Here is a 24894-nt window from a genome sequence, read left to right as displayed (position 1 = left end):
CGTGACATATGTGGATCGTCGTGCCTTACTGTTGCCTGAGACTTGGCTGCGGACCGGGAGGAGATTGAGGCGTGCCGAACGCCGGACCGATCGAATCACCGACCGACCCGTTCGCCTCGGTGCCGTTACCCACGTCGGGCGTGTCCAGGAAGCCGCGGATCGAGGGGCTGCCCCCGGGCGTCTCCCGCGACATCTTCGGTCCGCAGGACCGGCAGGAGCCCCGGCCGGCGCAGGGCCCGAGCAACCCGGGCGGTCAATCGGGCGGCGCGCTGCCTCCTGTGGCGCCGCCGGCGCAGCCGTGGCCGGTGAACGGCAAGGAGCCGCCGCCCCAGCCGCGCCCGGTGTTCGGCGCGGCGGGCCCCGTCGAGCGCCCGCCCGCCTACGAGCCCGAGCCCGAACCGCCCAGGCGCCGCCGCATCCTGCCCGGCCTGCTGGTGCTCGTCGTGGTGCTCGTGGCGCTCGCGTACGTCGTACCGGCCGTGCTCATGTCGGGCTCCGTGCTGCGCGGCACCCACGTCTCCGGCGTGGACATCGGCGGGCTCACCGTCACCCAGGCGGCCGACAAGCTCCGCAACGAGCTCGGCCCCAGGCTGAGCGAGCCGGTCGTGGTCGACATCGGCGGCAAGAAGGAGACCATCCAGCCGGACGAGGCCGGGCTGGACCTCGACGTGGTGGCCACGATCGGGCAGGCGCCCAGCGGGTTCCCCTCCCCCGAGGAGGTGTGGCGGGGCCTGACCGGCCGGACCGAGCTGGAGCCGAAGATCAGCCTCGACTCCTCCCAGCTCGCCAGGACGGTCGAGGGCATCGCCGAGTCCGTCGACAAGAAGGGGCACGAGGGCCGGGTGTACTTCGCCGGCCTCGTTCCGAAGGTCCGCCAGCCGCAGGATGGCGTGCTGCTCGACCGCGACGACGCCATCCGCAGGATCGGCGACGCCTTCCTGCGGGGCGGCGGCGGCGTCTCGCTCACGCTGAGGCCCTCCAAGGCCGCCACCACCCCGGAGGCCGTCGAGGCGGCGCTGAACAAGGCCAGGAAGGCCGTCTCCGCGCCCGTCGTCCTGACGCTCGACGGCAAGCAGGCGCAGATCCCCCCGGCCATGATCGCCGCCAACCTGACCTACAACTCCGACGGCTCCGGCGAGCTCGCGCCCGACTTCGACGCCAAGGCGGTGCTCGCCACCGTCGAGCGCACCCTGGTGGACGCCGCCCAGCAGCCGCGCGACGCCACGTACGACATCGTCAACGGCCAGCCGGTGCTGGTGCCCTCCCGCACGGGCCGCGGCGTCAACGACAAGCTGCTGGCCAGGGACGCCGAAAAGGTGTTCGACCAGGGCGGCGACCGCACCATCCCCGTGCGGCTGGGCGCCGTCGCCCCCGCCGTCACCACCGACGAGGTACGCGACCTCGGCATCAAGGAGAGCCTGAGCTCGTTCAACACGACGTTCGACTGCTGCGAGCCGCGGGTCAAGAACATCCAGCGGATGGCGCAGGAGCTCGACGGCCACATCGTCAAGCCGGGGGAGACGTTCTCGATCTACGACGTCGTGGGGGAGCCCACGGTCGGGGACGGATACGTCGAGGCGGGGCAGTTCGTCGGCGGGCGGATGGCGAACATCGTGGGCGGCGGCGCGTCGCAGTTCGCCACGGCCATGTACAACGCGGCGTACTTCGGCGGGTTCGAGCTCGTCGAGCGCACGGCGATGGACTACTTCGACTCCCAGTACCCGGCGGGGCGCGACGCGGCGCTGGTGTATCCCGACACGGACCTGAAGTGGCACAACGACTCCGAGTACGGGGTGCTGATCAAGACGGCCTTCACGAACACGTCGGTGACGGTCACGTTGTGGAGCACCAAGCGCTACGACGAGATCGAGGCGGTGGAGTCGGATCGGCGCGACATCGTGCCGTTCCGCAGCCAGACCAGCTCCGCGCCCGGCTGCGTGGCCACAGCCGGGCAGCAGGGGTTCACGATCGACGTCACCCGCGTGTTCCACCAGGACGGCAAGGCGCTCAAGAAGGACAAGAAGGTCACCACCGAGTACCGCGCCCGGCCGCAGATCACCTGCGGCTGAAGAACGCCCTTCGGACGGGTCCCCGCCCGAAGGGCGTGGCACGGTCAGGACGGGGTGACCGAGAAGATCCGGTCGTCGCCCGGCCGGGGCGAGCCGCGCCCGTCCTTGTTGCTGGTGCCCACCCACAGCGACCCGCCGGGCGCGGCCGTGATGGCCCGCAGCCGGCCGAAGCGGTCCGTGAAGTGGGCGACGGGCTTGCCCACCGACCCGTCCGAGCGCAGCGGCACCTGCCACAGCCGCTGCCCCCGCAGCGCCGCCACCCACAGCGAGCCCTTCGCGTACGCCATCCCCGACGGTGACGCCTCGTCGGTGGACCACGTGATGAGCGGGTTCACGTAACGGGGATCGTCGCCGCGCCCCTCGACCTCCGGCCACCCGTAGTTGCCGCCCGCCTTGATGAGGTTCACCTCGTCGTAGGTGTTCTGGCCGAACTCGGTGGCGTACATCCGGCCGGACGGGTCCCAGGCGAGGCCCTGCACGTTGCGGTGCCCGTAGCTGTAGACGAGCGTGCCGAACGGGTTGCCGGGGGCGGGCTCGCCGTCCACGGTCATGCGCAGGATCTTGCCGGCCAGCGAGTCGCGCCGCTGGGAGAGGCCGCCCTCCCCGGTCTCCCCGGTGGAGGCGTACAGGTAGCCGTCAGGGCCGAACGCCAGCCGCCCGCCGTTGTGGATCCCGCCCTTCGGGATGCCCTGGACGAGCACCCGCTCGTCGCTGAGCCGGTCGCCGGAGAGCCGGTAGCGCACGATCCGGTTGTCGCCGGCCGCCGTGTAGTAGACGAACACCTGCTCGTCCTTGGCCGCCACGCCCAGCAGCCCGCCCTCGCCCTCGGGCCGCGCGCCGGAGATCTTGCCCAGCGACGTGACCTTCCCGTCCTGGCCCACCCGCAGCAGGCGGGCCGAGTCGCGCTCGGTGACCAGCGCGTCGCCCCCGGGCAGGAACGCGATCGCCCAAGGCACCGCCAGCCCCGTCACCACGTCCTTCGGCTGCCCGAGCCCGCCCGCGGCGGGCGTGGGGGCCGGCCCGGTGGTCGCCGCGGCGGCCGTCGGGACCGCCTCCCCGCCGCCCGCCGCCCCGCCGGAACACGCGGTGACCGCGGCCATGAGCATGATCGTCCAGAGCTTCTTCATGTGTCCCATACTTCCCCGCGAGCCGTAAGGTTCTCGGCATGAAGACCTGGGTTCCGTCCGATTCGGTGGCTGATGTTCTTTCCGACCTGCCCGGGGTTGAGTGTGCTGTTTACGATGGCACGTCCCCGATGCCGGAGGGCATCGAGGACGTGGAGGTCTGGGTCCCGCCGCTCGCGACCGTGCCTGACGTGCCGGGCACGCTGGCGCGGATGCGCTCGCTGCGGCTCCTTCAGACCGTCACGGCGGGCGTGGAACCGTACCTTCCGCACATTCCCCAGGGCGTGGTGCTGTGCAACGCGCGCGGCGTGCACGACGCCGGGACCGCCGAGTGGGCGGTCGGGGCGATGATCGCGGTGCTGCGGGAGTTCCCCGGGTTCGTGGACGCGCAGCGCCAGGGCGCGTGGACCTACCACCACACCGGCGTGCTGGCCGACTCGACCGTGCTCATCGTCGGCTACGGCTCCATCGGGGCGGCGCTGGAGAGGCGGCTCGACGGGTTCGAGGTGGAGGCCGTACGGGTGGCCAGGAGCGCCCGCGACGGCGTGCACGCCATGGATGACCTGCCCAAGCTGCTCCCGGAGGCGGACGTCGTCGTGCTGCTGGTGCCCGCCACCACGGCCACCGCGGGCATGGTGGACGCGGCGTTCCTCGCGCGGATGAAGGACGGCGCCGTGCTCGTCAACGCCGCCAGGGGCGGGGTCGTCGACACGGAGGCGCTGATCGCCGAGCTCAAAACGGGTAGGATACGCGCCGCGCTCGATGTGACCGCGCCCGAGCCGCTGCCGGAGGGCCACCCCCTCTGGAGCGCCCCTGGCGTGCTGATCACCCCGCACATCGCGGGGAGCACACCCGCGTCCGGGCGGCGCACGTTGCGGCTGATCAGAGCCCAGCTTCTGCGCCACCTCGCAGACGAGCCGCTGGTCAACGTCATAACGGACGCGTACTGAGAGGATCCCGGAACGTGGCTGGTCCGTGACCTTCGGTGCGTACGGTGGCACTTGCAGGGAGTTCCTGACTCGCTGTCAAGGAACTCTTGGCGGAAATTGGTCTGTGTGGTTATCAGATCGGTGACGACATCGGCGTTGTCACCACCCGCGCACCCGCGACCGCACACACTGGCGAAGTGATGCGCCGGGCCTCGGCGATCGCAGGTGCAGAGTTCGAGACGGGATGGGCAACGACTGTGATCCGCTGGCGTGATCCACGGGTGCCGCTGACCGCCGCGGCGGCGGCAGGGGCGGTGGCGTTCGCCGCCGCGCTCCTCGCGGGCGGTCAGGCCTTGATCACCGGCGCGGTCGCCGGTGGGCTGGCGGCGCTGGCCGCCGCCGGCTCCCTGCTGCTCGCGTCGGTGCGGTCGGCCGGGCACCGGCCGACGGCGCTGGGGGCGCGCTGGATGAGCGGCGGGGCCGTCATCTGGGCCGCCGGCGTGGCGCTGCGCCCGTTCGCCGAGAGCTTCGTGGTCAGCTTCGCCGATCTGTTCATGTTGCTCGGCACCGTGGTCACGGCCGGCGGCGCGCTGATCGCCGCCGACCGCAGGTTCCCGGCGTGGGTCGTGTTACGGCATGTCACCGACGCCTACCTGTGCGCCGCCTCGCTCTTCCTGATCGGCTGGGTGGTGGCGCTGCGCCAGGTCTACGACGACACGGCCGACCCGGCCACGTTCACGCTGGTGATGCTGCCGCCGATGATCGCGCTGCTGGTGACGTGCGCCGTGGTCCCGTCGGTTCTCTCCGGCCGGGCCTCGTCCTGGCTGCTCGGGCTGGCCGGCGTCGGCGTGCTGGCCACCATGACCGTGGCGGGCCTGGCGGCCGCGGTGGCCCGGCTCGACGGCGGCCAGCCGCAGCTGTGGAGCGTCATGCTGGTGCCCGTCGCGTTCCTGCTGCTCGCCGCCGTCCCGTGGGGGCCGCGTGCGCGCGAGTCGAGCGGCTCGGCCGTCGGCACCGTGGTCGCGCTCGTGCCGATGGCGCTGGTCGCCGTGGCCGCCTGCACCTGGCTCGCCCACCTGGCGGGCGGGCGCCCCGAGCGGCCCGTGACGGGGGTCGTCGTGGTCGCGGTCTCCGTGGTGCTGCTCCTGCTGCTGCGGCTGTTCGTGGTCTCGGCGACCAGCGTGCGCCTGCGCAACCTGGTCAAGCTCGGCGACCGGCAGCTCAGGGAGCTCGCGGAGAGCACCGGCGACGTGGTCTTCACCTGCGACTACGAGGGCGTGGTGCGCGAGATCGGCCCCGGCGTCGAGGTCACGTACGGCTACCGCCCCGACGAGGTGGTCGGCGGGTCGATCTTCGACTACCTCCACCCCGAGGACGTCCCCGGCATCCAGGTGGCGCTGCGCGCGATGCACCTCGACGAGGACAACGCCGCGCCGGGTGCCTGCCTGATCGCCTGCCGGGTGCGGGCGGCCGACGGCACGTGGCGGCCCACCGAGTCGGTCGCCACCCGCCGCGTCGGCGGCGACGAGCTGATGCTGGTGACCACCAGAGACGTCAGCGACCAGGAGGCGCTGCGCAACCAGGTCGCCCACCTGACCTTCCACGACGGCGTGACCGGCCTGCCCAACCGCGCCTACTTCGAGGAGCGCACCCGCGAGGTGCTCACCGGGCGCACCACCGGCCCCGGGGCGACGAGCGTCGCCGTCATCTTCCTCGACCTCGACGGGTTCACCTCCGTCAACGACTCGGTGGGGCACGCCAGCGGCGACTACCTCCTCGGCCAGGCGGCCCGCCGGCTGCGCGGCGCCGTACGCGCCGACGACACGCTCGCCCGGTGGGGCGGCGACGAGTTCGCGGTGCTCGTGGAGACGGGCGGCGACGCGCAGCTGGCCGTCGACCTGGCCGAGCGGCTCGTCCGCGCGGTCTCGCAGGAGCCGTTCCGCGTCGCCGACCGCGACGTGGCGCTGACCGCGAGCGTGGGGGTGGCCTTCAGCGAGGACGACATGCCGGCCGGCGACCTGCTCCGCAACGCCGACGTCGCCATGGCACGCGCCAAGGAGCTGGGCGGGCGGCGCGTGGAGGTGTTCGCCGCGCAGATGCACGCCGACGTGGTGCGGCGGCTGGAGCTGGCGGCCGACCTGCAGCGGGCGCTGATCGAGCAGCAGTTCGCGATCGAGTACCAGCCCATCGTCGACCTGGCCACGTCGCGGGTGACCGCGGTCGAGGCGCTGGTGCGGTGGTGGCGCGGCTCGGTGTTCGTGCCGCCCGAGCAGTTCCTCGGCCCGGCGGAGGACACCGGGCTGATCGTGCCGCTGGGGGAGTGGATCCTGCGCGAGGCGTGCCGCGAGGTGGCCGCCTGGCGGGCCTCCTCCTGGGACATCGGCCTGTCGCTCAACCTGTCGGCGCGCCAGATCACCGCGCCGCGCTTCGTCGAGACGGTCGAGGAGGCGCTGGCCGAGAGCGGGCTGCCGGCCTCCGCGCTCACCCTCGAAGTGATCGAGGAGATGCTGGTCGAGGACGCCGAGGAGACGGTCAAGCGGCTGTCGGAGCTGCGGGCGCTCGGCGTGCGGCTGGCCATCGACGACTTCGGCACGGGCTACGCCTCGCTGGCGTTCCTGCGGCAGTTGCCCGTCGACCTGATCAAGATCGATCCGTCGTTCGTGTCGGGCCTGGGCAACGACGACACGCTGACCCTGCTCACCCGGACGATCGTGCGGCTCGGCCACGACCTCGGGCTCGTCGTGGTGGCCGAGGGCATCGAGCGCCCCGAGCAGCTGGAGCTGCTGAAGCAGATGGGGTGTACCAAGGGGCAGGGGTTCCTGGTGGCGCGGCCGATGGCGGCGCGCGGCGTGGATTCGCTGATGCGTACGAGTCTCACTGTTTGAGACATGTGTCCACGAAGTTGACACTAGGGCGTTCGGAGCGGCTATCGTGTAGGCCATGCTTCGCAGTGAGATTCTCGTAGTACTTCGCCGGCGCGCAGGCCGATAGCGAAGCACGACGACCTGCGCGCCGCCCCAGACCCGCCGCCCGGTGGGAAGGGGCATTTTTTATGTCCTTAAGCGAGTAGCCACGCAAGGAACGAGCCGATGACCGAACGGATGACAGGTGCACAGGCCCTGGTGAGGGCGCTGGAGCACGTGGGAGTCGACACAGTGTTCGGGATCCCGGGCGGTGCCATTCTGCCGGCCTACGATCCCCTCTACGACTCGACCAAGGTCCGGCACGTGCTCGTACGCCACGAGCAGGGCGCGGGTCACGCGGCCGAAGGCTACGCGCAGGCCACCGGCAAGGTCGGGGTCTGCATGGCGACCAGCGGCCCCGGCGCCACCAACCTCGTGACGCCGATCGCCGACGCGTACATGGACTCCGTGCCGATCGTGGCGATCACCGGCCAGGTGGCCAGTGCCGCCATCGGCACGGACGCGTTCCAGGAAGCCGACATCTCCGGCATCACCATGCCGATCACGAAGCACAACTTCCTGATCACGGACCCCGGTGAGATCGCCCGCACGATCATGGAGGCCTTCCACATCGCCTCCACCGGCCGCCCCGGCCCGGTCCTCGTGGACATCTCCAAGGACGCGCTGCAATCTGAGACCACCTTCAGTTGGCCGCCGACCATGCAACTGCCCGGCTACCGCCCGGTCACGAGGCCGCACTCCAAGCAGATCCGCGAGGCCGCCAAGCTGATCGCCGAGTCCAGGAGGCCCGTCCTGTACGTCGGCGGCGGCGTCCACAAGGCCGGCGCCGCGCCCGAGCTGTTCCAGCTGGCCGAGCTGACCAACATCCCCGTCGTCACCACCCTGATGGCGCGGGGCACCTTCCCCGACAGTCACCCGCAGCACATGGGCATGCCGGGGATGCACGGCAGCGTGTCGGCCGTGGCCGCGCTCCAGCAGTCCGACCTGATCGTCGGCCTGGGCGTGCGCTTCGACGACCGGGTGACCGGCCAGCTGTCGTCGTTCGCGCCGCGCGCCAAGATCGTGCACGCCGACATCGACCCGGCGGAGATCTCCAAGAACCGCCACGCCGACGTGCCGATCGTGGGCGACTGCAAGGAGGTCATCGGCGACCTGGTCGCCGCGATCGAGGCGTCGGGCCAGAAGGGCGACTACACCGCCTGGTGGACGACGCTCAACGGCTACAAGGAGACGTACCCGCTGGGCTACGAGACGTACGAGGACGGCTCGCTGGCGCCCCAGTACGTGATGGAGCGGCTGAGCGCCATCGCGGGGCCCGAGACGTACTACGTGGCCGGGGTCGGGCAGCACCAGATGTGGGCCTCGCAGTTCATCGGCTACGAGAAGCCCGGCACGTTCATCAACTCCGGCGGCCTCGGCACCATGGGCTTCGCCGTCCCGGCCGCGATGGGCGCCAAGATGGGCCGCCCCGACTCCACGGTGTGGGCCATCGACGGCGACGGCTGCTTCCAGATGACCAACCAGGAGCTGGCCACCTGCGCCCTGGAAGGCGTGCCGGTCAAGATAGCCGTCATCAACAACGGTAATCTCGGCATGGTCCGCCAGTGGCAGACGCTCTTCTACGACGAGCGTTACTCCAACACCGACCTGCAGACGACGCGCCGCATCCCGGACTTCGTCAAGCTGGCCGAGGCCTATGGTTGTGTGGGTCTGCGGTGCGAGCGTCCCGAGGACGTCGACGCCGTGATCAAGAAGGCCATGGAGATCAACGACGTGCCCGTCGTGGTCGACTTCGTCGTCCACCAGGACGCCATGGTCTGGCCCATGGTCGCGGCTGGCACCAGCAACGACGACATCAAGATCGCCCGTGACATGGCGCCCAACTGGGAGAACGAGGATGAGTAGACACACCCTCTCTGTGCTTGTCGAGAACAAGCCCGGCGTCCTGGCGCGCGTGTCCGCGTTGTTCAGCAGGCGAGGCTTCAACATAGACTCGCTCGCGGTGGGGCCGACCGAGCACGACGACATCTCCCGCATGACCATCGTGGTCAGCGTCGAGGAGCTGCCGCTCGAGCAGGTCACCAAGCAGCTCAACAAGCTGGTGAACGTGCTGAAGATCGTCGAGCTCGACCCGTCGCAGTCGGTTCAGCGCGAGCTGATGCTGATCAAGGTCAAGGCCGACGCCGAGAGCCGCTCCCACGTGCTGGAGCTGGTCAGCCTCTTCCGCGCCCGCTGCATCGACGTGGCCGCCGACGCGGTGACCATCGAGGTCACCGGCACTCCCGACAAGCTCGAGGCGTTCATCAAGGTCCTCGAGCCGTTCGGGATCAAAGAACTCGTCCAGTCGGGCATGGTGGCCATCGGCCGCGGTGCCCGTTCCATCACCGACCGGTCCCTCAGGGCACTGGACCGTACCGCCTGAAAGGTTTTGAGCAAGTGACCGAGATCTACTACGACGACCAGGCCGACCTGTCGATCATCCAGGGACGCCACGTGGCCGTGCTGGGGTACGGCAGCCAGGGCCACGCCCACGCGCTCTCCCTGCGTGACTCCGGCGTGGACGTGCGCGTCGGCCTGCCCGAGGGCTCCAAGAGCCGCGAGAAGGCGGAGAACGACGGGCTGCGGGTCGTCACCCCGGCGGAGGCGGTGGAGGAGGCCAACCTCACCATGATCCTCGCGCCGGACCACATCCAGCGCCACCTCTACTCCGAGCACGTCGCCCCCAACCTCGTCGAGGGCGACGCGCTCTTCTTCGGCCACGGCCTGAACATCCGCTACGGCCTCATCGAGGCGCCCGAGGGCGTCGACGTGTGCATGGTCGCCCCCAAGGGCCCCGGGCACCTCGTCCGCCGCCAGTTCGAGGCCGGGCGCGGCGTGCCCGTCCTCGTGGCCGTCGAGAAGGACGCCTCCGGCAAGGCGCTCGACCTGGCGCTGTCGTACGCCAAGGGCATCGGCGGCACCCGCGCCGGCGCGCTGCGCACGACGTTCAAGGAGGAGACGGAGACCGACCTGTTCGGCGAGCAGGCCGTGCTGTGCGGCGGCGTCTCCGAGCTCATCAAGGCGGGCTTCGACACGCTGATCGAGGCCGGCTACCAGCCCGAGGTCGCGTACTTCGAGTGCCTGCACGAGATGAAGCTGATCGTCGACCTGATGTACGAGGGCGGCATCTCCAAGATGTACTGGTCGGTCTCCGACACGGCCGAGTACGGCGGCTACACCCGCGGGCCGCGCGTCATCACCGACGAGACCCGCCAGGAGATGCGCCGGATCCTCGGCGAGGTTCAGGACGGCACCTTCGCCCGGCAGCTCGTCGAGGAGTTCGACAGCGGGCAGAAGGAGTTCCAGCGCTACCGCAAGGAGCTGGCCGACGACGCCATCGAGAAGACGGGCGCCAAGCTCCGTCCGATGATGAGCTGGCTCAAGGCGTAACACGCGCGCAACGGGTGGGCTCCGGCCCACCCGTTCCCGTTCCCGGCGGGATTGTCGGTGGCGGTTGAGAGGATCGGCGGCATGAGCGACCTCACCTCCGCGATCACCGACTACTGGGACGCCGCCGCGCCGGCGTTCGACGAGGAGCCCGATCACGGGCTGCGGGCCGAGCGCACACGGGCCGCGTGGGAGCGCCGCCTGCGGGCCTGGGCGCCCGCCGCCCCGGCCGACGTGCTCGACGCCGGCTGCGGCACCGGCTCCCTGTCCCTGCTGCTGGCCGCTGCCGGGCACCGGGTGACCGGGGTGGACGTGGCGCCGCGCATGATCGGCCAGGCGCGCGCCAAGCTGGCGGCCGCCGGGCTCGCCGGGAGCTTCCTGGTCGGCGACGCGGCCGCCCCGCCGACGGGTGACGACCGGTTCGACATGGTGCTCTGCCGGCACCTGGTGTGGACCCTGCCCGACCCGGAGGCGGCGCTGCGCGCATGGGTCGCCCGGCTGCGCCCGTCCGGCCGGCTGGTGCTGGTCGAGGGGCGCTGGGGCGAGGCGGGCTCGCCCTACGTGCCGGGAGGCGAGTCGCTGCCGTGGGACGGCGGCGTCGATGCCCCCACCCTGGCCTCCGCTGTGCGCCCGCTCGTCTCCGGGCTGCGCATCGAGCCGCTCAGCGACGACGCCGACCTTTGGGGCCGCCCCGTCGAGGACGAGCGCTACGCGATCATCGCCCGGTTGTAGCTCGCCGGGCTGCGGCGGGTGCACGAGAGCGGCGGCATCACGCTCGCCTCCACGGTCGCGTTCAACCGCATGCGCAAGGCGACGCTCTGACCGGCGAGGCCGCCTGGCAGAGCCCTCAGCGCTGATCCGTTACGCCGGCTGCCGGGCCGGGGTGGTCAGTGCGTCGAGGAGGCCGGGGAACGCCTCGTCCATCTCGGCCCGGCGCAGGGCGTTCATGCGGGCCGTCCCCACGTAGTACTGCCTGATCAGGCCCGCCTCGCGGAGCACCTTGAAGTGGTGGGTGGCGGTGGACTTGGTGACCGGCATGTCGAAGTCGCCGCACTTGATGTCCTCGCCGGCGCTGTCGAGTTGCGTGACGATGCTCCGGCGTACCGGATCGACGAGGGCCTCCAGCACCTGCTGGAGGTCGAACTGCGACACCTCGGGGTGCGGCGGAGTGCGTCCCATGGTCACATAGTACGACATTCGTCGAAGTTTGACAGCGATCGTACTTTTGCGCTTCAGTGAGCGGCATGACGAGAACTGTGCGGTTCCACGAGGTCGGTGGGCCAGAGGTGTTGCGGCTGGAGGACGTGGACCCGGGCGAGCCGGGGCCCGGCGAGGTGCGGATCCGGGTGGAGGCGATCGGGGTCAACCGGGCCGAGGTGCTGTTCAGGAGCGGCCGGTACATCGAGCCGGTCAGGCGCCTGCCGTCCGGGCTCGGCTCCGAGGCGGCCGGGGTGATCGAGGCGGTCGGGCCGGAGGTGGCCGGGTTCGAGGCGGGGCAGGCGGTCAGCGTCGTGCCGGCCTTCTCGTACAACGACTATGGGATGTACGCCGAGCGCGCGATCGCGCCCGCGTCCGCGCTCCTGCACCGCCCCGACGGGGTGGACGCGATCTCGGGTGCGGCGGTGTGGATGCCCTACCTCACGGCCTACGGCGCGATGGTGGAGGTGGGCGGGATGCGGGCGGGCGACGTCGCCGTGGTGAACGCGGCCTCAAGCAGCGTCGGGCTGGCCGCGATCCACACCGCCGGCAGGCTGGGCGCCACGCCGGTCGCCGTCACCCGCACCCGTGCCAAGAGGCTGCGGCTGGTCGAGGAGGGCGCGGCCGAGGTGATCGTCTCCGACGAGGAGGACGTGGCGGAGCGCGTGCTGGAACTGACCGGCGGCAGGGGCGCCGAGTACGTCTTCGACGCCGTCGCGGGGCCGGGCGTGACGGAGCTGGCCAGGGCCGTGGCGGCGGGCGGGACGCTGCTCCTGTGGGGCGCGCAGAGCGGGCTGCCGACGCCCTATCCGGGGTTCGAGCTGGGCATGCCCGCGCTGAACCTGCGGACGTACACGGTGCACGAGATCACCCGTGACCCGGTCCGCATGCGACGGGCGGCGGCGTTCGTCGCGTCGGGTCTGCGCGCCGGAGCCTTCCGCGCGGTGGTGGACCGCGTGTTCCCGCTGGAGGAGATCGCGGAGGCGCACCGGCACATGGAGTCCAACGCCCAGTTCGGCAAGATCGTCGTCACCGTGTAGATGTAGCGGATGCTATATCGTTCGATATAGCATCCGACTCATGATGAACGCGCGCCGCGCCCCCGGGTCAGGTCCGACGGGGCGCTTCTTCGGGCCGGGCGAGCTCCGCCTGGCCGTCCTCGCTCTCATTGCCGAACGGCCCGGCCACGGTTACGACGTGATGAACCGGCTCGCCGACCGCTTCAACGGCACCTACGAGCCGAGCGCCGGCTCCATCTACCCCACCCTGCAACTGCTGGAGGACGAGGGCCTGGTCCGCGTCGAGGCCGCCGACGGCCGCAAGGTCCACCACGTCACCGACGCGGGCAGGCGCGCGGTGGACGAGCAGGCCGAGGAGATCGAGCGGCTCTGGGGCCGCGCGGCCAGCAGGGGCGAGTGGGGCATGTTCCGCGAGCCCGAGGCCGCCGAGATCGTCGGCCCGGCGCTGCGCCTGGTCAAGGCCGCGGTGAAGACGCTCGCGCACGCCCACGGCGACCCCCGCGTGGTCGAGGAGATCCAGGAGATCTTCGTCGAGGCCCGGCGCAGGATCGAGCGGCTGGATCCCAGGAGCCGGCGGCGGGCGGAGGAGCGATGAGGCGGACGATGGCCCTCAGGCTGCTCGACCGGATCTTCGTCACGGGAGAGGTGGTCGAAGCCGAGCAACTGTCCGCGCGCATGCGGCGGGTCAGGATCGGGGGAGAGGCGCTGGCGGGGCTCACGTGCAGGCCCGGCCAGCACGTACGCCTCCTGGTCGGCGACGGCGGCCTGCTGGGCGGGGTCCTGCGCACGTACTCGGTCTGGCGGCACGACCCCACCTGGGAGTCGCTCGACCTGATCGGCTACGACCACGGCGGCGACTCGCCGGGCGCCTCCTGGATGCGGACCGCCAAGCCCGGCATGGAGATCGCCTTCACCAGGCCGGAGGGCGGTTTCGTGGTGAAGGAGGACGCGCCGTACCACGTGTTCGCGGGCGACGAGACGGCGTCGGTGGCGTTCGGCGCGATGCTGCGGGCGGTGCCGCCGGGCCGGCGGATCTTCGGCGTGGTCGAGGCCGACACGCCTGCCGACCACCTCGACCTGCCCGGGGACCTGGTGCGCGTGTGCCGCTCCGGCGCCTCGGCGGCCGGGTCGAAGGTCCAGGTCGACGCGGTGCGCGCGCTGGACCTGCCCGAAGGGCCGGGCGTCGCCTACCTCGCCGGCGAGGCGCGCACGATCCAGTCCGTACGCGCCCATCTCGTGCGGGAGCGCGGCTGGCAGCGCAGGGACGTGCGCACGAAGCCGTTCTGGACCCCCGGCAGGAAGGGTCTCGACTGACACCCGACCGCCATCGGCGATAATAATACCGGTATAGTTATTCGATCAGCGAGCTTAAGGAGGAGCCGTGATCGAGCTCAAGTCAGCCGGTGAGATCGCCGCGATGCGCGAGGCGGGCAGGGTCGTCTCCGCGGTCCACGCCGCGGTGCGGGAGCGGGCCGCGGTCGGGGTGTCGTTGAAGCAGCTCGACGAGGTGGCCAGGACGGTCATCGAGGAGGCGGGTGCGGGGGCTTCGTTCCTGGGCTACCACCCGTCGTTCGGCGCGACGCCGTACCCGGGGGTGATCTGCACCTCGGTCAACGGGGTCATGCTGCACGGCCTGCCGAGCCCGTACCGGCTGCGTGACGGCGACCTGATCAGCGTCGACTGCGGCGCGATCGTCGACGGGTGGCACGCCGACGGCACCGTGAGCTTCGCCGTCGGGCGGGCGCGCGAGGAGGACCTGAAGCTCATCAGGGTGGCCGAGGAGACGCTGGCGGCGGGCATCCAGGCGGCCGTGCCCGGCGGCCGGATGGGCGACATCGGCCACGCCATGTCCACGGTCGGCCGCGGCGCCGGGTACGGCATGCAGAACGACTTCGGCGGCCACGGCATCGGGCGGGCCATGCACGAGTCGCCCTTCGTGCCCAACGAGGCCGCCCGGGGGCGCGGGCTGCGGCTGCGGCCGGGGCTGGTGATCGCGATCGAGCCGAGCCTGATGGCCGGTGGCGACGACGACTACTACATGGCCGACGACGGCTGGTCGGTGTGCTCGGGCGACGGCAGCAGGAGCGTGCACGTCGAACACACGGTCGCCATCACGGCCGACGGCCCGGTCGTGCTCACGCTGCCGTAGGAAGGGCGCGGAAAAGCGCGCGAGTGCCGGTCATGAGGTGGTCAAGAGAGACGACAGGGCCGCCCCGCCGGATCTTCCCTCTCGGTCAAGCGCCCGGCCCTTCCGTTCCTGTTCGTCCAGACGCTGTATTCGCCCAGGTCAAGAGCAAAATTATAGGCGTTTGTCGAACTTGGGGGGAGGGCAGATCATCATGCGATAGCTACGGAGAGTAGTCGATAGGTATCAGAGGGGAATCCAAATGTACAGATCAGGGCTCATCCTGGCCGGTCTGGTCGGCGGGATGGTCATGTTCGGCGGCTCCGCGCTCGCCGCCACGCCCAGCGTCACCGCCGCGCCGGCGTACACGGGCATCCTGCCCGGCCCCAGCAGCGACGCGCCGCCCACGTGGGACTTCGGTGAGTGGAACAACTTCGGTCACGACGACGACGTGGTCGACCTCGACCTCCTGAACCAGCTCCTGTCGAGGGTCCTGAGCGGCTGACGACAACGTACGAAGGGGCCTGCCCGCGGGTGGGCCCCTAAGTCTTGCCCGCGAAGCCTCGCCCGCGCGGGTCAGCCCTCGTACGCGAACGACGCCTCGAAGGAGTTGCGCGCGATCCGGTCGAGTTGCTCGTCCGTCATCCCCAGCTCCCGCTGGAGCGCCACGTAGTTGTCCTCCACGTATCCGCCGAAGTACGCGGGATCGTCCGAGTTGACGGTCACGACCAGGCCCTCGTCCAGCATCGCGGGCAGGATGTGGTCGCGCAGGGACGGCACCGCCCGCAGCCGCACGTTCGACAGCGGGCAGACGGTCAGCGGGATCCGCTCCGCCCTCAGCCTGGCCACGAGCTGCGGGTCCTCCATGGCCCTGATCCCGTGGTCCACCCGCTCCACGCGCAGCACGTCCAGCGCCTCCCAGACGTAGTCGGGGCCGCCCTCCTCACCCGCGTGCGCCACCCTCCGGAGGCCCTCGGCGCCCGCGATCTCGAACACGCGCCGGAACAGCGACGGCGGGTAGCCCACCTCCGCCGAGTCCAGCCCCACCCCGATGAAGGAGTCCCGGTACGGCAGCGCCGCCCGCAGCACCTGCTCCGCCTCGTCCGCGCCCCTGTCACGGAGGAAGCAGAGAATCAGCGCGGCCGAGACGTCGCCGTCCTTCAGCGCCGCCGACAACCCGCCGAACACCACCTCCAGCGGCACGCCCCTGCTCAGGTGCGCCTGCGGGTCGAAGAAGATCTCCGCGTGCCGCACCCCCTGCGCGCCGGCCCGCCGCAGGTAGGCCGTGGCGAGGTCGTAGAAGTCCTCCTCGGTGCGCAGGACCGCCATGTGCTCGTAGTAGAGGTCGAGGAACGACTGCAGGTCCGTGAAGGAGTAGCGCGCGCGGATGGCGTCCACGTCGAAGGTCGGCAGGTCGATCCGGTTCCGCCGGGCCAGCTCGACGACGAGGTCGGGCTCGAGGGTGCCTTCGATGTGCAGATGGAGCTCTGCTTTGGGACGCATGGCATCGAGTAAACAGGACCGTGCCTGGTGGGAGGTATCGTGCGAACCTCTGAAGTCTCACGTGGTGAGCTGGCATAACATCAGATTTCATGAGGCTGGCCGACCTGCTCGCGCGTGACGACCTGCGGCTGACGCCGGTCACGGGTCACGAGGAGCTCGGGCGCGAGATCCGGCGCGCGTACCCGACGGACCTGCCCGACCCCCGGCGCTACCTGCGGCCCGGCGACCTCGTCCTCACCAGCGGCGTCTGGTACGGCGAGCCGTCCGACTGCGAGCGCTTCGCCGAGGCGCTGTGGGCCAGCGACGCCGCGGGCCTGGTCGTGGGCCTGATCGTGCTCGGCGAGCTGCCCGACGAGCTGGTCAAGGCGTGCGAACGGCACCGGCTCCCGCTGCTCCTCGCCGCTCCCGACCAGTCGTTCGGGGCGATCACCGAGGTCGTGACCGCCGAAGGGTTCGAGGCCGAGCAGCGCAGGGCGGAGCGGGTCAGGGCGCAGACGCTGCTCGACGTGCTGGGCCGGATCCCGCCGGGTGAGGTCTCCGCGCACCTGCGGCTGCTGGGCGCAGACCCGGGCCTGCCGACCGCGGCCATGGCGGTCACGCTGACGGGGCCGGCCGGCTACGACCTGCCCGAGGTGCTGCACGAGGGCCTGGCCAGGAAGGGGCGGCACCTGATCGTCGGCGGCACGCCTGGCGAGGCGGTCGTGCTGGTCAACGGCCGGGCCTCGCGCAAGAGCCTGGCCGACGAGCTGCGCGGGCTGGTCGCCGAGCGGCCGGGGATGAGCATCGCGGCGGGGATCAGCGAGATGGCGGCCAGCGTGTCGCAGCTCGGCGAGGCGCTGGAGACGGCCAGGCGCGGCCTGGAGTCCGCCCGGCACGGGCCGGGGCCCGTGTCGATCATGTCGGTGGCCGACATCGACAGCTTCGACCTGCTGCTGGCCGCGCTGCCGGGCAGCGTGCGCCGCACCTTCCGCGACCACCTGCTGGGGCCGGTCGAGGAGTACGACGCGCGGCACGGCTCCGAGCTGCTGCGCACGCTCGACATCTTCCTGGAGACGTGCGGCTCGTGGCAGCGCACCGCCGACGAGCTGTACGTGCACGTCAACACCTTGCGGTACCGGATGCAGCGCATCGAGGAGCTGACCGGGCGGCGCATGTCGTCGATGCGCGACCGTACGGACCTGTATCTGGCGCTGCGGTCGGAGCGAGGGGCGTAAAGGTCAGGGCAGGCGGCCCGCGACGACGTGGCCCCGCGAGACCACGGCCACGATGTTCTCGATCGCCAGGTCCTCGATGCGCTCCCACGGCCGCCCGCGCAGCACGATCAGGTCGGCGCCCAGCCCCGGCGCGATCCGGCCCACCGGCACGCCGATCGAGTCGGCCGCGTCGGAGGTGGCCGCGCGCAGTGCCGACTCGGCGTCCATCCCGAGCACCCGCGTCATGTGCACGACCTCGGCGAACTGGTCGCCGAACTGCACGTGGTGGCCGTTGGCGTCGGTGCCGAGCACGAAACGCACGCCCAGCGCGGCGGCCTGGGCCAGCAGCACGTCGCGGGTGGCGACCAGCTCGGCTGCCTTGGCCATGGCCTCGGGCGTGACGGGCACGCGGCCCTGGGCGATGGCCTCGTTGATGAGCAGCGTGGGCGCGACGGGCGTGCCCTCGGCGGCCAGCGTCTCGGCCAGGTCCTTGCTCATGAGCGTGCCGTGCTCGATCGAGTCGACGCCCTCCTCGACGGCCACCCGGATGCCCTCCTCGGAGTGGGCGTGCGAGGCCACCAGCATGCCGAGCGCGTGGGCCTCGTCCACGACGGCCCTGATCTCGTCGCGGGTGTAGTTGCGCCAGGCGTTCCTGTCGCCGATCGAGAGCACGCCGCCGCTGGTGGTCAGCTTGATGCCGTCCATGCCGGCGCGGGCCCAGGTGCGTACGAGCTTGCGGCACTCGTCGGGGCCGTCGGCCGTGGGCTTGCGCGACGGCACGGCGGGCGGCACGAACAGGTCGTTGTGCCCGGCCGTCATCCCCACCACGCCGTGCACCTGGATGCGCGGCCCAGGCAGCACCCCCGCGTCGAACACCCGGCGCAGCGCGACCTGGGCCTCGTCGCCCGCCAGGTCGCGCAGCGTCGTCACGCCGTGCCGCATGGCCCGCTGCGCGTGGGCGGCGCCGTGCAGCACCTGCTCGTCGCGGGTGGTGACCAGCGGCCAGGTCGAGAAGTCGGGCGGGTCGCCGGGGCCCGCGTACCCGACCAGGTGCACGTGCGTGTCCACCAGGCCGGGCAGCACGCACAGGCCGTCGTGGCGCGGCTCGGCGTCCGGCTGCACGCTGGTGATGCGGTCGGGCTCCCAGCTCAGATCGACCGGGCCGCGATATTCGGTACCGTCCCAAAGGGGGATTCCGTCGAGTCTCATTTCACGGCCGACGTTACCCGAGCGGCCGGGCGGCTGGAGGGATCTACGGTCCTTCTCCGGCGCTCTCGTAGGGACCTACAGGGGTCGCCAGCGGTTTTCCCGGATTACCCGCCCGGGGCCGCCTGAGTGCCGCGGCCGTCCAAAACCACCGTCACACGATGGTAATAATCGAGAGATACCGTCCTGACCTGCACGTTCACCGCCGCTCAAGGAAGAATCATGGCTATTTCCCTCGACCGTCGCGCGTTCCTGCGGACGACGGGTCTGGCCGGTCTCGCGCTCGGTCTGGCCGCCTGCGGCGACGACGGCGCACCGGCCGCCTCCTCCGGCGGTGGGTTCGGCTCCGTCAAGCTCCAGCTGTCCTGGAAGAAGAACGTCGAGTTCGCCGGCGAGTACTTCGCGGACACCAACGGCTACTTCAAGGCCGCCGGGTTCTCCCAGGTCGAGCTGCTCTCGGGCGGCGGCTCCGGCACCTCGGTCGAGTCGGGCCTGGCCACGGGCCGCTGCTGGGCCGGCCTGTCCGCGCCCACGATCACCGCGCCGGCCGTCCTCCAGGGCGCCCAGCTGAAGATCGTCGGCGCGACCTTCCAGAAGAACCCCTTCGCGATCGTCTCGCTCAAGAAGAACCCGATCGAGTCGGCCGCGGACCTCGCGGGCAAGAGGATCGGCGTCCAGGACTCCAACGAGCTGGTGTGGAACGCGCTGCTCAAGGCCAACGGCCTCGACGCGTCGAGCGTGACGAGGGTGCCGTTCCAGTCGGACCCGTCGATGCTCACCTCCGGGCAGCTCGACGGTTACGTCGGCTACGTCACCAGCGGCCCCGTACGGCTGCGGATGGAGGGCCACGACCCCGCCTACCTGCTGTTCGCCGACGCCGGCCTGCCCCTGGTCGCCGAGACGCTCACGGTCCGGCAGGAGACCATCGAGAAGGAGCGCGACAAGCTCAAGGCGTTCCTGGCCGCCGAGATCAAGGGCTGGAAGGACGCCGTGGCCGACCCGGCCAAGTCGGCCGAGCTGGCCGCCACCGTCTACGGCAAGGACCAGAACCTCGACGTCAAGGAGCAGACGGAGGAGGCCAAGATGCAGAACGAGCTGGTCGTGACTCCCGACGTCAAGGCCAACGGGCTGTTCACGATCACGCCGGAGCTGATCGAGCAGAACATCGCCTCCCTGGCCAAGGCCGGCCTGACCATCACGGCCGAGCAGCTCTTCGACATGACGGTCCTGGACGAGGTCTACAAGGCCGACCCGAGCCTGAAGCTGTCATGACGGGCATCGCGATCTCGGGGCTGAGCAAGACGTTCGGCAAGGGAGTGACCGCCCTCGACGGGGTGGACATCCGGACGCCGAAGGGCTCGTTCCTGTCGCTGCTCGGCCCCTCCGGCTGCGGCAAGTCCACGGTGCTGCGCATCCTGGCCGGGCTGGAGGAGCCCACCTCCGGCGAGATCAGGGTGAACGGCGAGACGCCGGAGGAGCTGCGCAGGAGCCACCACCTCGGCATCGCGTTCCAGGACTCGGCGCTGCTGGCCTGGCGCAGCGTGGCGGCCAACATCCGGCTGCCGCTGGAGGTCGCGGGCATCAAGCCGGAGCCGGGCCAGGTCGAGGACCTGATCAAGCTGGTCGGCCTCGACGGGTTCGACAAGGCCAGGCCCGCCGAGCTGTCCGGCGGCATGCGGCAGCGCGTCTCGATCGCCCGCGCGCTCGTGGTGAGGCCCAGCGTGCTGCTGCTCGACGAGCCGTTCGGCGCGCTCGACGACATGACCAGGCAGCGGCTCAACCTGGAGCTGCTGCGCATCTGGACCGAGAAGCCGGCCACCACGCTCATGGTCACCCACGGCATCGGCGAGGCCGTCTTCCTGTCGGACGTGGTCGCCGTCATGAGCCCGCGCCCCGGGCGGGTCGTCGAGATGGTGGAGATCGACCTGCCGCGGCCCCGCACCCCCGAGATGATGCGGACGCCCGAGTTCCACGCGATCCACGACCACCTCAGCGACCTGCTGTTCGGGCACGGCTCATGAGGCGCCTGCAGGGGCTGCTCGGCGTCGTCGCGCTCGTCGCGCTCTGGTGGCTGCTCGCCGCGACCGTGTTCGCCGGCGGCGGCGCTGTGCCGACCCCGTGGGCGGTGCTGACCGGCATGGGCGACGACGGCTGGGCCTTCTACGGCCCGAACCTCACCGCCACCCTGGGCGCGGCGGTCCAGGGCTTCCTGTGGGGCAACGGGCTGGCCATCGCCGTGGCGCTGGTGGTGCTGCTCGTGCCGCGCCTGGAGGCCGTCGCCACGCAGCTCGCCGTGATCAGCTACTGCATCCCGCTGCTCGCCATCGGGCCGATCGTGCTGGTGGTCTTCGGCGGCGACGCCACCGTGGTGTTCCTCGCCGCCATCTCCGTCTTCTTCACCACGCTCATCGGCGCGCTGCTCGGGCTGCGCTCCGCCGACCGGGCGAGCCTCGACGTCGTCACCGTGTACGGCGGCGGCCGCCTGGCCAGGCTCCGATACGTCCAGATCGTCTCCGCCCTGCCCGGCACGTTCGCCGGCCTGAAGATCTCCGCGCCGTCGGCGCTGCTCGGCGCCATCATCGGCGAATACCTCGGCAGCAACGACGCGGGGCTCGGCGTCTCCCTGATGATCTCCCAGCAGCAGTTCCAGGTGCCGCGCACGTGGGGGCTCGCGCTCGTGTCCGGACTGGTGGCCGGGCTCGGGTACGCGATCGTCGCGCTCGTGGCGCGCGTGGTCACCCCCTGGTCGAGAGGCGAGTCACAGTGATCGGCCGCACCGTGCTGAGGATCGTCGGCCCCCTCGCGCCCTCCGTGGTCATCGTCGTGGCCGCGTGGTGGCTGGCGCTGGAGGCGTTCGGGATCAGCCCGCTCGTGGGCAAGCGGCCGCCGCAGGTCTGGGAGTACCTCACCTCGTCGGCCGCCCACCGCGACGCCGTGTTCGGCGCGCTGGGCATCACGGTCAGGGACGCCGCCATCGGGTTCGCCAGCGGCATGATCGCGGCCATGGCGGTGGCGGTCGCGTTCGTGCTGTTCAGGACCGTCGAGCAGACGTTCATGCCGGTCGCGATGCTGCTGCGGTCGGTGCCGCTCGTGGTCATGACGCCGCTGATCACGCTGATCTTCGGCCGTGACGTGCTGGGCGTTGCCGTCATCGGCGGCATCGTGGTGTTCTTCCCCGCGCTGGTCAACATCGCCTTCGGGCTGCGCTCCGCCTCGCCGCAGGCCACCGACCTGGTCAGGGCGTACGGCGGGAGCCGCGTGACCGTGCTGCGCAAGGTGGCCGTGCCGACGGCGATGCCCTCGGTCTTCGCCTCCGCGCGCATCTCCGTGCCCGCCTCGATCATCGGGGCGCTCATCGCCGAGTGGCTGGCCACGGGGCAGGGGATCGGCGCCGAGATCCTGCGCTCCATCGGCGGGTTCCGCTACGACGAGGTGTGGGCGGACATCGTGGTGGTCACCGCCGTGTCCATCCTGGCGTACGCGGTGGTGGGCGTGGTGGAGTCGCTCGTGCTGGCCCGCTTCTCCGACCGTTCGTGAGGTCGGGGTGATGCGGGCCCGGCCGCGGTCCTGAGTGCGGGGGGAGGCGCGGCCGGGCCCGCCCGGAAGGGAGCGCGCGGGCGTGCGGTGGGTAACCGGCTCCCCCATCGACAACGGGTGTGGCCGGTGAAAGCCCAGCGCTCCCATGGCTTTATCGGGCGCGTCGAAACGGCATTCTGGCGGTCCACGATCGTCTTTGTACGGAAATTTCGGGCGAAACCTGGTGCTCCAAGTAGGGTGCCCGGTAAACCGCGGCGGCCGCCCGGACGTCAGAGGGCCGCCGCGATCTCACCAGACGGCTAGCACTGGACCGGCTTCAGCCAGGAGCACTCGAGGTCGCCCGCCGCGCCCTGGTCGGTGGCGCGCAGCTGCACCGCCTCCGCGGTCGCGTTGTCCCGCGAGAACTGGGCGAGCCGGACGGCGATCTTGTCCTCGATGTCCTTGGGCGAGCCCGACAGGTACTGGTTGAGCATGATCGAGAAGATCAGCGGCTCGCCGTCCGCGCTCGTGACGTACCCGGACAGCGCGGTGACCCCGGTCAGCGAGCCGGTCTTGGCGTGCACGTTGTTCGCGGCCGGCGTGTCACGCATCCGGCTGCGCAGGGTGCCGCCGACGAAGCGCTCGGCGTTGCCCGCGATGGGCAGGGCCTCGTACCACGTCGTGAACCAGGGCTTGGCGCGCACCGCCGTGAGCAGCTGCACGATCGAGGCGGGCGAGAAGCCGTCACGGCGCGACAGCCCCGAGCCGTCCCGCATGTTGATCACCTGGACGCCGTTGGCCTTGGCGAAGTCGGTGCTGACCTTGAGCCCGGCGGACCACGTGCCCTGATCGGCGACCTTGCGTCCCATGGCCTTGGTGAGGATCTCGGCGTGGATGTTGTTGCTCAGCTTCAGGAACGGCACCAGCAGCTCGCCCAGCGTCATCGACTCGTGCCTGGCCAGCTCCTTGGCCCCCTCCGGGGCCGCGCCCGTGACGGTCCGCCCGAGCACCTTGACGCCGTGCCTGCTCAGCGCGCGGCGGAACAGCGACGAGACGTACGCCGTGGGATCGTCCACGGCCACCCACTCCTGGTACGGGTCCTTCACCGTCCCGGTGATCACGACCGTGCGCGAGCTGTGCTGCCGCTCGATGAGCACGTCGGTCTCGGAGCCCACGGTGGCCTTGTTGACGATCTTCAGGTAGTCGGTCTCCGGCGTCGTGGAGACCTTGACCTTGCCGCCGTCCGCCTCGACGGCGACGATGACCGAGCCGGCGTCGTAGTCGCGGTCGGGCGAGGCGGTCAGGGCGGAGATGGGGGCCGCGTAGTAGGCGGTCTCATCGTCCCAGGCCCAGTCGTTGCCGAGCCGCTGCGAGTCGAACCAGGTGTCGTCGGCCACCAGCCGGCCGGTGACGACCTTGACGCCCGCGCCGGCCACCTTGGCGGCCAGCGCGTCGTAGTCCTCGGCCAGCATGGTCGGGTCGCCGGTGCCGCGCAGCACCAGGTCGCCGGTCAGCGCCGAGCCGATCCTGCGGCCCGTGCCCAGGACCGTGGTGGGGAAGCGGTAGTCGAGCCCGAGCGTGTCGGCGGCGGCGGCGGAGGTGAAGAGCTTGGTGTTCGAGGCGGGGGTGAGGAGCTTGCCGGCGTCGGTGGCGTACAGCTCCTCGCCGGTGGCGGCGCTCTTGACGACGACGCCCGCCCTGGCGATCGTGAGCCGGGAGTCGCTGAGGATCTGGTTGATGTCCTGGGTCAGGTCGGCCACGCCCGTGGTGGGATCATGGGCGACGGCCGGTGAGGAGGGGCTGGACGCCCACGCGAGGGCCGCGACGAGCGCGCCCGCGACGAGGGAGGCTGAGGTGCGCCGCATGGGGTCTCCAAGTGACTGGGAGGATCGCCTGTGAGCATGGATCACCGCAGCCCCGGTGTAATCCGCAAATCTCCGTATTTATCGGGCCGCACGGCCGTGGCTCGCCGGGCCGCCCGGCGGGCCCATCGAGTCGCCTGGCGAGCTCATCGGGCCGCCCGGCCCGGCCCCGGCGTCAGGCGGACGGCTGGCCCGAGGTGAGCAGGAAACCGCAGTCGCCGAACGAGATCTCGTCGCCCGACCGCACCCGCGCCGGGCCGACGAGCCGCCACCCGTTGAGCCGGGTGCCGTTGAGCGAGCCCAGGTCCACCAGCATCCACTCGCCGTCGCCCTCGCGCCGCAGCTCCGCGTGGACGCGGGAGACGGTCAGGTCCGACAGCACGAGGTCGCACGCCGAGCCCCGCCCCACCACGTAACGCGGCCGGTCGTCGTCGGGCAGCGCCAGCCGGGGCAGCCGGGGCCGTCGCCACGCCGACTGCAGCCGGGTGGTGAACTCGGAGACCGAGGCCACGGCGTCGGTCAGCCGCTGCCGCAGTGACGGCCGCCGCGGCAGGTCCGCGACGAGCTCGTCGAGCTCCTGCCGGTTCTGCGCGCGCAGCGCCTGGTCCACCCGTCCCACGAAGGTGTCATGCGAGATCCGGCCCTCGACGGCGCGGTCTCTGAGCTCCTCGATCGCGCGGTCGCGTTCCCCGTCGGACGCGCGAAAGGGCGGAAGCGTGGAACTCATGTAGCGAGTATCCGACCGAAGGACGCTCCGTGTCCAGAAAACCCGGATCGGTTGCGATGGGCATACTCAGTATG

Annotated in this window: 23 protein-coding genes; 17 read left to right on the top strand and 6 right to left on the bottom strand. The window is 71.2% G+C overall.

Annotated features, from left to right (window positions below):
- Window positions 1-71: 71 nt before the first annotated feature.
- Entirely contained in the window at window positions 72-2069 is a 1998-nt protein-coding gene (locus FH608_RS20985) for a VanW family protein (RefSeq protein ID WP_139632242.1), read from the top strand.
- 44 nt (window positions 2070-2113) lie between these two features.
- Here the strand turns inward: FH608_RS20985 and FH608_RS20980 are convergent, their stop codons facing one another.
- Complete coding sequence (locus tag FH608_RS20980; protein ID WP_394367692.1) at window positions 2114-3205, bottom strand: PQQ-dependent sugar dehydrogenase; 1092 nt, start codon at window positions 3203-3205, stop codon at window positions 2114-2116.
- A 119-nt stretch (window positions 3206-3324) separates the two neighbouring features.
- Here FH608_RS20980 and FH608_RS20975 point away from each other — a divergent pair, with 119 nt between their 5' ends.
- The 6 genes from FH608_RS20975 (at window position 3325) to FH608_RS20950 (ending at window position 11204) form a co-directional block, all read left to right on the top strand.
- A complete protein-coding gene (locus FH608_RS20975) occupies window positions 3325-4143 on the top strand; it encodes a 2-hydroxyacid dehydrogenase (protein WP_226899733.1) in 819 nt (272 codons plus the stop codon).
- 293 nt (window positions 4144-4436) lie between these two features.
- Complete coding sequence (locus tag FH608_RS20970) at window positions 4437-7007, top strand: putative bifunctional diguanylate cyclase/phosphodiesterase (RefSeq protein WP_139632396.1); 2571 nt, start codon at window positions 4437-4439, stop codon at window positions 7005-7007.
- A gap of 204 nt (window positions 7008-7211) precedes the next feature.
- The gene (locus FH608_RS20965; protein ID WP_139632239.1) at window positions 7212-8951 is read left to right on the top strand and encodes an acetolactate synthase large subunit; all 1740 of its coding nucleotides are present in this window, start codon (window positions 7212-7214) and stop codon (window positions 8949-8951) included.
- On the top strand, window positions 8944-9468 hold the full coding sequence (gene ilvN, locus FH608_RS20960; protein WP_139632238.1) for an acetolactate synthase small subunit: 525 nt from the start codon (window positions 8944-8946) through the stop codon (window positions 9466-9468). The genes FH608_RS20965 and ilvN overlap by 8 nt, the downstream gene beginning before the upstream one ends.
- 23 nt (window positions 9469-9491) lie before the next feature.
- Window positions 9492-10475: a ketol-acid reductoisomerase gene (ilvC, locus tag FH608_RS20955; RefSeq protein WP_139632395.1), complete on the top strand. Its 984-nt coding sequence runs from the start codon at window positions 9492-9494 to the stop codon at window positions 10473-10475.
- Window positions 10476-10556: 81 nt separating this feature from the next.
- Window positions 10557-11204 carry a class I SAM-dependent methyltransferase gene (locus FH608_RS20950; protein ID WP_139632237.1) on the top strand — a complete coding sequence of 216 codons (648 nt, stop codon included), beginning with the start codon at window positions 10557-10559 and terminating at the stop codon, window positions 11202-11204.
- 129 nt (window positions 11205-11333) lie between these two features.
- On the opposite strand, the gene FH608_RS20945 is transcribed toward FH608_RS20950, so the two are convergent.
- Window positions 11334-11651 carry an ArsR/SmtB family transcription factor gene (locus FH608_RS20945; protein WP_139632236.1) on the bottom strand — a complete coding sequence of 106 codons (318 nt, stop codon included), beginning with the start codon at window positions 11649-11651 and terminating at the stop codon, window positions 11334-11336.
- A gap of 65 nt (window positions 11652-11716) precedes the next feature.
- Between FH608_RS20945 and FH608_RS20940 the strand changes: the two genes are divergently transcribed.
- The 5 genes from FH608_RS20940 to FH608_RS20920 all read left to right on the top strand — a co-directional run bounded on the left by FH608_RS20940 (window position 11717) and on the right by FH608_RS20920 (window position 15318).
- Window positions 11717-12709: a zinc-dependent alcohol dehydrogenase family protein gene (locus FH608_RS20940; RefSeq protein ID WP_139632235.1), complete on the top strand. Its 993-nt coding sequence runs from the start codon at window positions 11717-11719 to the stop codon at window positions 12707-12709.
- Between the two features lie 40 nt (window positions 12710-12749).
- Window positions 12750-13283 (top strand): PadR family transcriptional regulator, encoded by a 534-nt coding sequence (locus tag FH608_RS20935; RefSeq protein ID WP_139632234.1) that lies wholly within the window; start codon window positions 12750-12752, stop codon window positions 13281-13283.
- Window positions 13280-14002, top strand: a complete 723-nt coding sequence (locus FH608_RS20930) for a siderophore-interacting protein (protein ID WP_139632233.1) — start codon at window positions 13280-13282, stop codon at window positions 14000-14002. Before FH608_RS20935 ends, FH608_RS20930 begins: the two co-directional genes overlap by 4 nt.
- A 67-nt stretch (window positions 14003-14069) precedes the next feature.
- Entirely contained in the window at window positions 14070-14837 is a 768-nt protein-coding gene (map, locus tag FH608_RS20925; protein ID WP_139632232.1) for a type I methionyl aminopeptidase, read from the top strand.
- 238 nt (window positions 14838-15075) lie between these two features.
- On the top strand, window positions 15076-15318 hold the full coding sequence (locus FH608_RS20920; RefSeq protein ID WP_139632231.1) for a hypothetical protein: 243 nt from the start codon (window positions 15076-15078) through the stop codon (window positions 15316-15318).
- Window positions 15319-15389: 71 nt separating this feature from the next.
- Here the strand turns inward: FH608_RS20920 and FH608_RS20915 are convergent, their stop codons facing one another.
- Window positions 15390-16316 carry an adenosine deaminase gene (locus FH608_RS20915; protein WP_139632230.1) on the bottom strand — a complete coding sequence of 309 codons (927 nt, stop codon included), beginning with the start codon at window positions 16314-16316 and terminating at the stop codon, window positions 15390-15392.
- 89 nt (window positions 16317-16405) lie between these two features.
- Here FH608_RS20915 and FH608_RS20910 point away from each other — a divergent pair, with 89 nt between their 5' ends.
- The gene (locus tag FH608_RS20910; protein ID WP_139632229.1) at window positions 16406-17530 is read left to right on the top strand and encodes a PucR family transcriptional regulator; all 1125 of its coding nucleotides are present in this window, start codon (window positions 16406-16408) and stop codon (window positions 17528-17530) included.
- A 3-nt stretch (window positions 17531-17533) separates the two neighbouring features.
- Here the strand turns inward: FH608_RS20910 and FH608_RS20905 are convergent, their stop codons facing one another.
- Window positions 17534-18718, bottom strand: coding sequence for a metal-dependent hydrolase family protein (locus FH608_RS20905; RefSeq protein WP_139632228.1), 1185 nt, complete (start codon window positions 18716-18718; stop codon window positions 17534-17536).
- A gap of 219 nt (window positions 18719-18937) precedes the next feature.
- Between FH608_RS20905 and FH608_RS20900 the strand changes: the two genes are divergently transcribed.
- From FH608_RS20900 to FH608_RS20885, 4 genes are read left to right on the top strand one after another with little or no spacing between them, the layout of a single operon-like run.
- The gene (locus tag FH608_RS20900) at window positions 18938-19987 is read left to right on the top strand and encodes an ABC transporter substrate-binding protein (protein WP_139632227.1); all 1050 of its coding nucleotides are present in this window, start codon (window positions 18938-18940) and stop codon (window positions 19985-19987) included.
- Window positions 19984-20736, top strand: a complete 753-nt coding sequence (locus tag FH608_RS20895) for an ABC transporter ATP-binding protein (RefSeq protein ID WP_139632226.1) — start codon at window positions 19984-19986, stop codon at window positions 20734-20736. The genes FH608_RS20900 and FH608_RS20895 overlap by 4 nt, the downstream gene beginning before the upstream one ends.
- Entirely contained in the window at window positions 20733-21482 is a 750-nt protein-coding gene (locus tag FH608_RS20890) for an ABC transporter permease (protein ID WP_139632225.1), read from the top strand. Before FH608_RS20895 ends, FH608_RS20890 begins: the two co-directional genes overlap by 4 nt.
- Window positions 21479-22252 carry an ABC transporter permease gene (locus tag FH608_RS20885; protein ID WP_226899731.1) on the top strand — a complete coding sequence of 258 codons (774 nt, stop codon included), beginning with the start codon at window positions 21479-21481 and terminating at the stop codon, window positions 22250-22252. Before FH608_RS20890 ends, FH608_RS20885 begins: the two co-directional genes overlap by 4 nt.
- A 299-nt stretch (window positions 22253-22551) precedes the next feature.
- Here the strand turns inward: FH608_RS20885 and dacB are convergent, their stop codons facing one another.
- Window positions 22552-24096: a D-alanyl-D-alanine carboxypeptidase/D-alanyl-D-alanine endopeptidase gene (gene dacB / locus FH608_RS20880; RefSeq protein ID WP_139632224.1), complete on the bottom strand. Its 1545-nt coding sequence runs from the start codon at window positions 24094-24096 to the stop codon at window positions 22552-22554.
- Between the two features lie 172 nt (window positions 24097-24268).
- Window positions 24269-24820, bottom strand: a complete 552-nt coding sequence (locus FH608_RS20875) for a DUF1707 and FHA domain-containing protein (RefSeq protein ID WP_139632223.1) — start codon at window positions 24818-24820, stop codon at window positions 24269-24271.
- Between the last annotated feature and the right edge of the window lie 74 nt (window positions 24821-24894).

Origin of the sequence: Nonomuraea phyllanthi, from assembly GCF_006334985.2 — a bacterium.
Classification (GTDB): Bacteria; Actinomycetota; Actinomycetes; order Streptosporangiales; family Streptosporangiaceae; genus Nonomuraea; species Nonomuraea phyllanthi.
Note: the sequence above shows the minus strand (reverse complement) of the source record. Positions and strands in the feature narration are given on the sequence as shown.

Coding starts and splice junctions, on each gene's coding strand:
- FH608_RS20980 (WP_394367692.1), bottom strand. CDS start 3,205: ATGGGACACATGAAGAAGCTCTGGACGATCATGCTCATGGCCGCGGTC.
- FH608_RS20895 (WP_139632226.1), top strand. CDS start 19,984: ATGACGGGCATCGCGATCTCGGGGCTGAGCAAGACGTTCGGCAAGGGA.
- FH608_RS20905 (WP_139632228.1), bottom strand. CDS start 18,718: ATGAGACTCGACGGAATCCCCCTTTGGGACGGTACCGAATATCGCGGC.
- FH608_RS20930 (WP_139632233.1), top strand. CDS start 13,280: ATGAGGCGGACGATGGCCCTCAGGCTGCTCGACCGGATCTTCGTCACG.
- FH608_RS20900 (WP_139632227.1), top strand. CDS start 18,938: ATGGCTATTTCCCTCGACCGTCGCGCGTTCCTGCGGACGACGGGTCTG.
- FH608_RS20935 (WP_139632234.1), top strand. CDS start 12,750: ATGATGAACGCGCGCCGCGCCCCCGGGTCAGGTCCGACGGGGCGCTTC.
- FH608_RS20920 (WP_139632231.1), top strand. CDS start 15,076: ATGTACAGATCAGGGCTCATCCTGGCCGGTCTGGTCGGCGGGATGGTC.
- FH608_RS20915 (WP_139632230.1), bottom strand. CDS start 16,316: ATGCGTCCCAAAGCAGAGCTCCATCTGCACATCGAAGGCACCCTCGAG.
- FH608_RS20975 (WP_226899733.1), top strand. CDS start 3,325: ATGCCGGAGGGCATCGAGGACGTGGAGGTCTGGGTCCCGCCGCTCGCG.
- FH608_RS20875 (WP_139632223.1), bottom strand. CDS start 24,820: ATGAGTTCCACGCTTCCGCCCTTTCGCGCGTCCGACGGGGAACGCGAC.
- FH608_RS20940 (WP_139632235.1), top strand. CDS start 11,717: ATGACGAGAACTGTGCGGTTCCACGAGGTCGGTGGGCCAGAGGTGTTG.
- dacB (WP_139632224.1), bottom strand. CDS start 24,096: ATGCGGCGCACCTCAGCCTCCCTCGTCGCGGGCGCGCTCGTCGCGGCC.
- FH608_RS20890 (WP_139632225.1), top strand. CDS start 20,733: ATGAGGCGCCTGCAGGGGCTGCTCGGCGTCGTCGCGCTCGTCGCGCTC.
- FH608_RS20950 (WP_139632237.1), top strand. CDS start 10,557: ATGAGCGACCTCACCTCCGCGATCACCGACTACTGGGACGCCGCCGCG.
- ilvN (WP_139632238.1), top strand. CDS start 8,944: ATGAGTAGACACACCCTCTCTGTGCTTGTCGAGAACAAGCCCGGCGTC.
- FH608_RS20965 (WP_139632239.1), top strand. CDS start 7,212: ATGACCGAACGGATGACAGGTGCACAGGCCCTGGTGAGGGCGCTGGAG.
- FH608_RS20910 (WP_139632229.1), top strand. CDS start 16,406: ATGAGGCTGGCCGACCTGCTCGCGCGTGACGACCTGCGGCTGACGCCG.
- FH608_RS20945 (WP_139632236.1), bottom strand. CDS start 11,651: ATGGGACGCACTCCGCCGCACCCCGAGGTGTCGCAGTTCGACCTCCAG.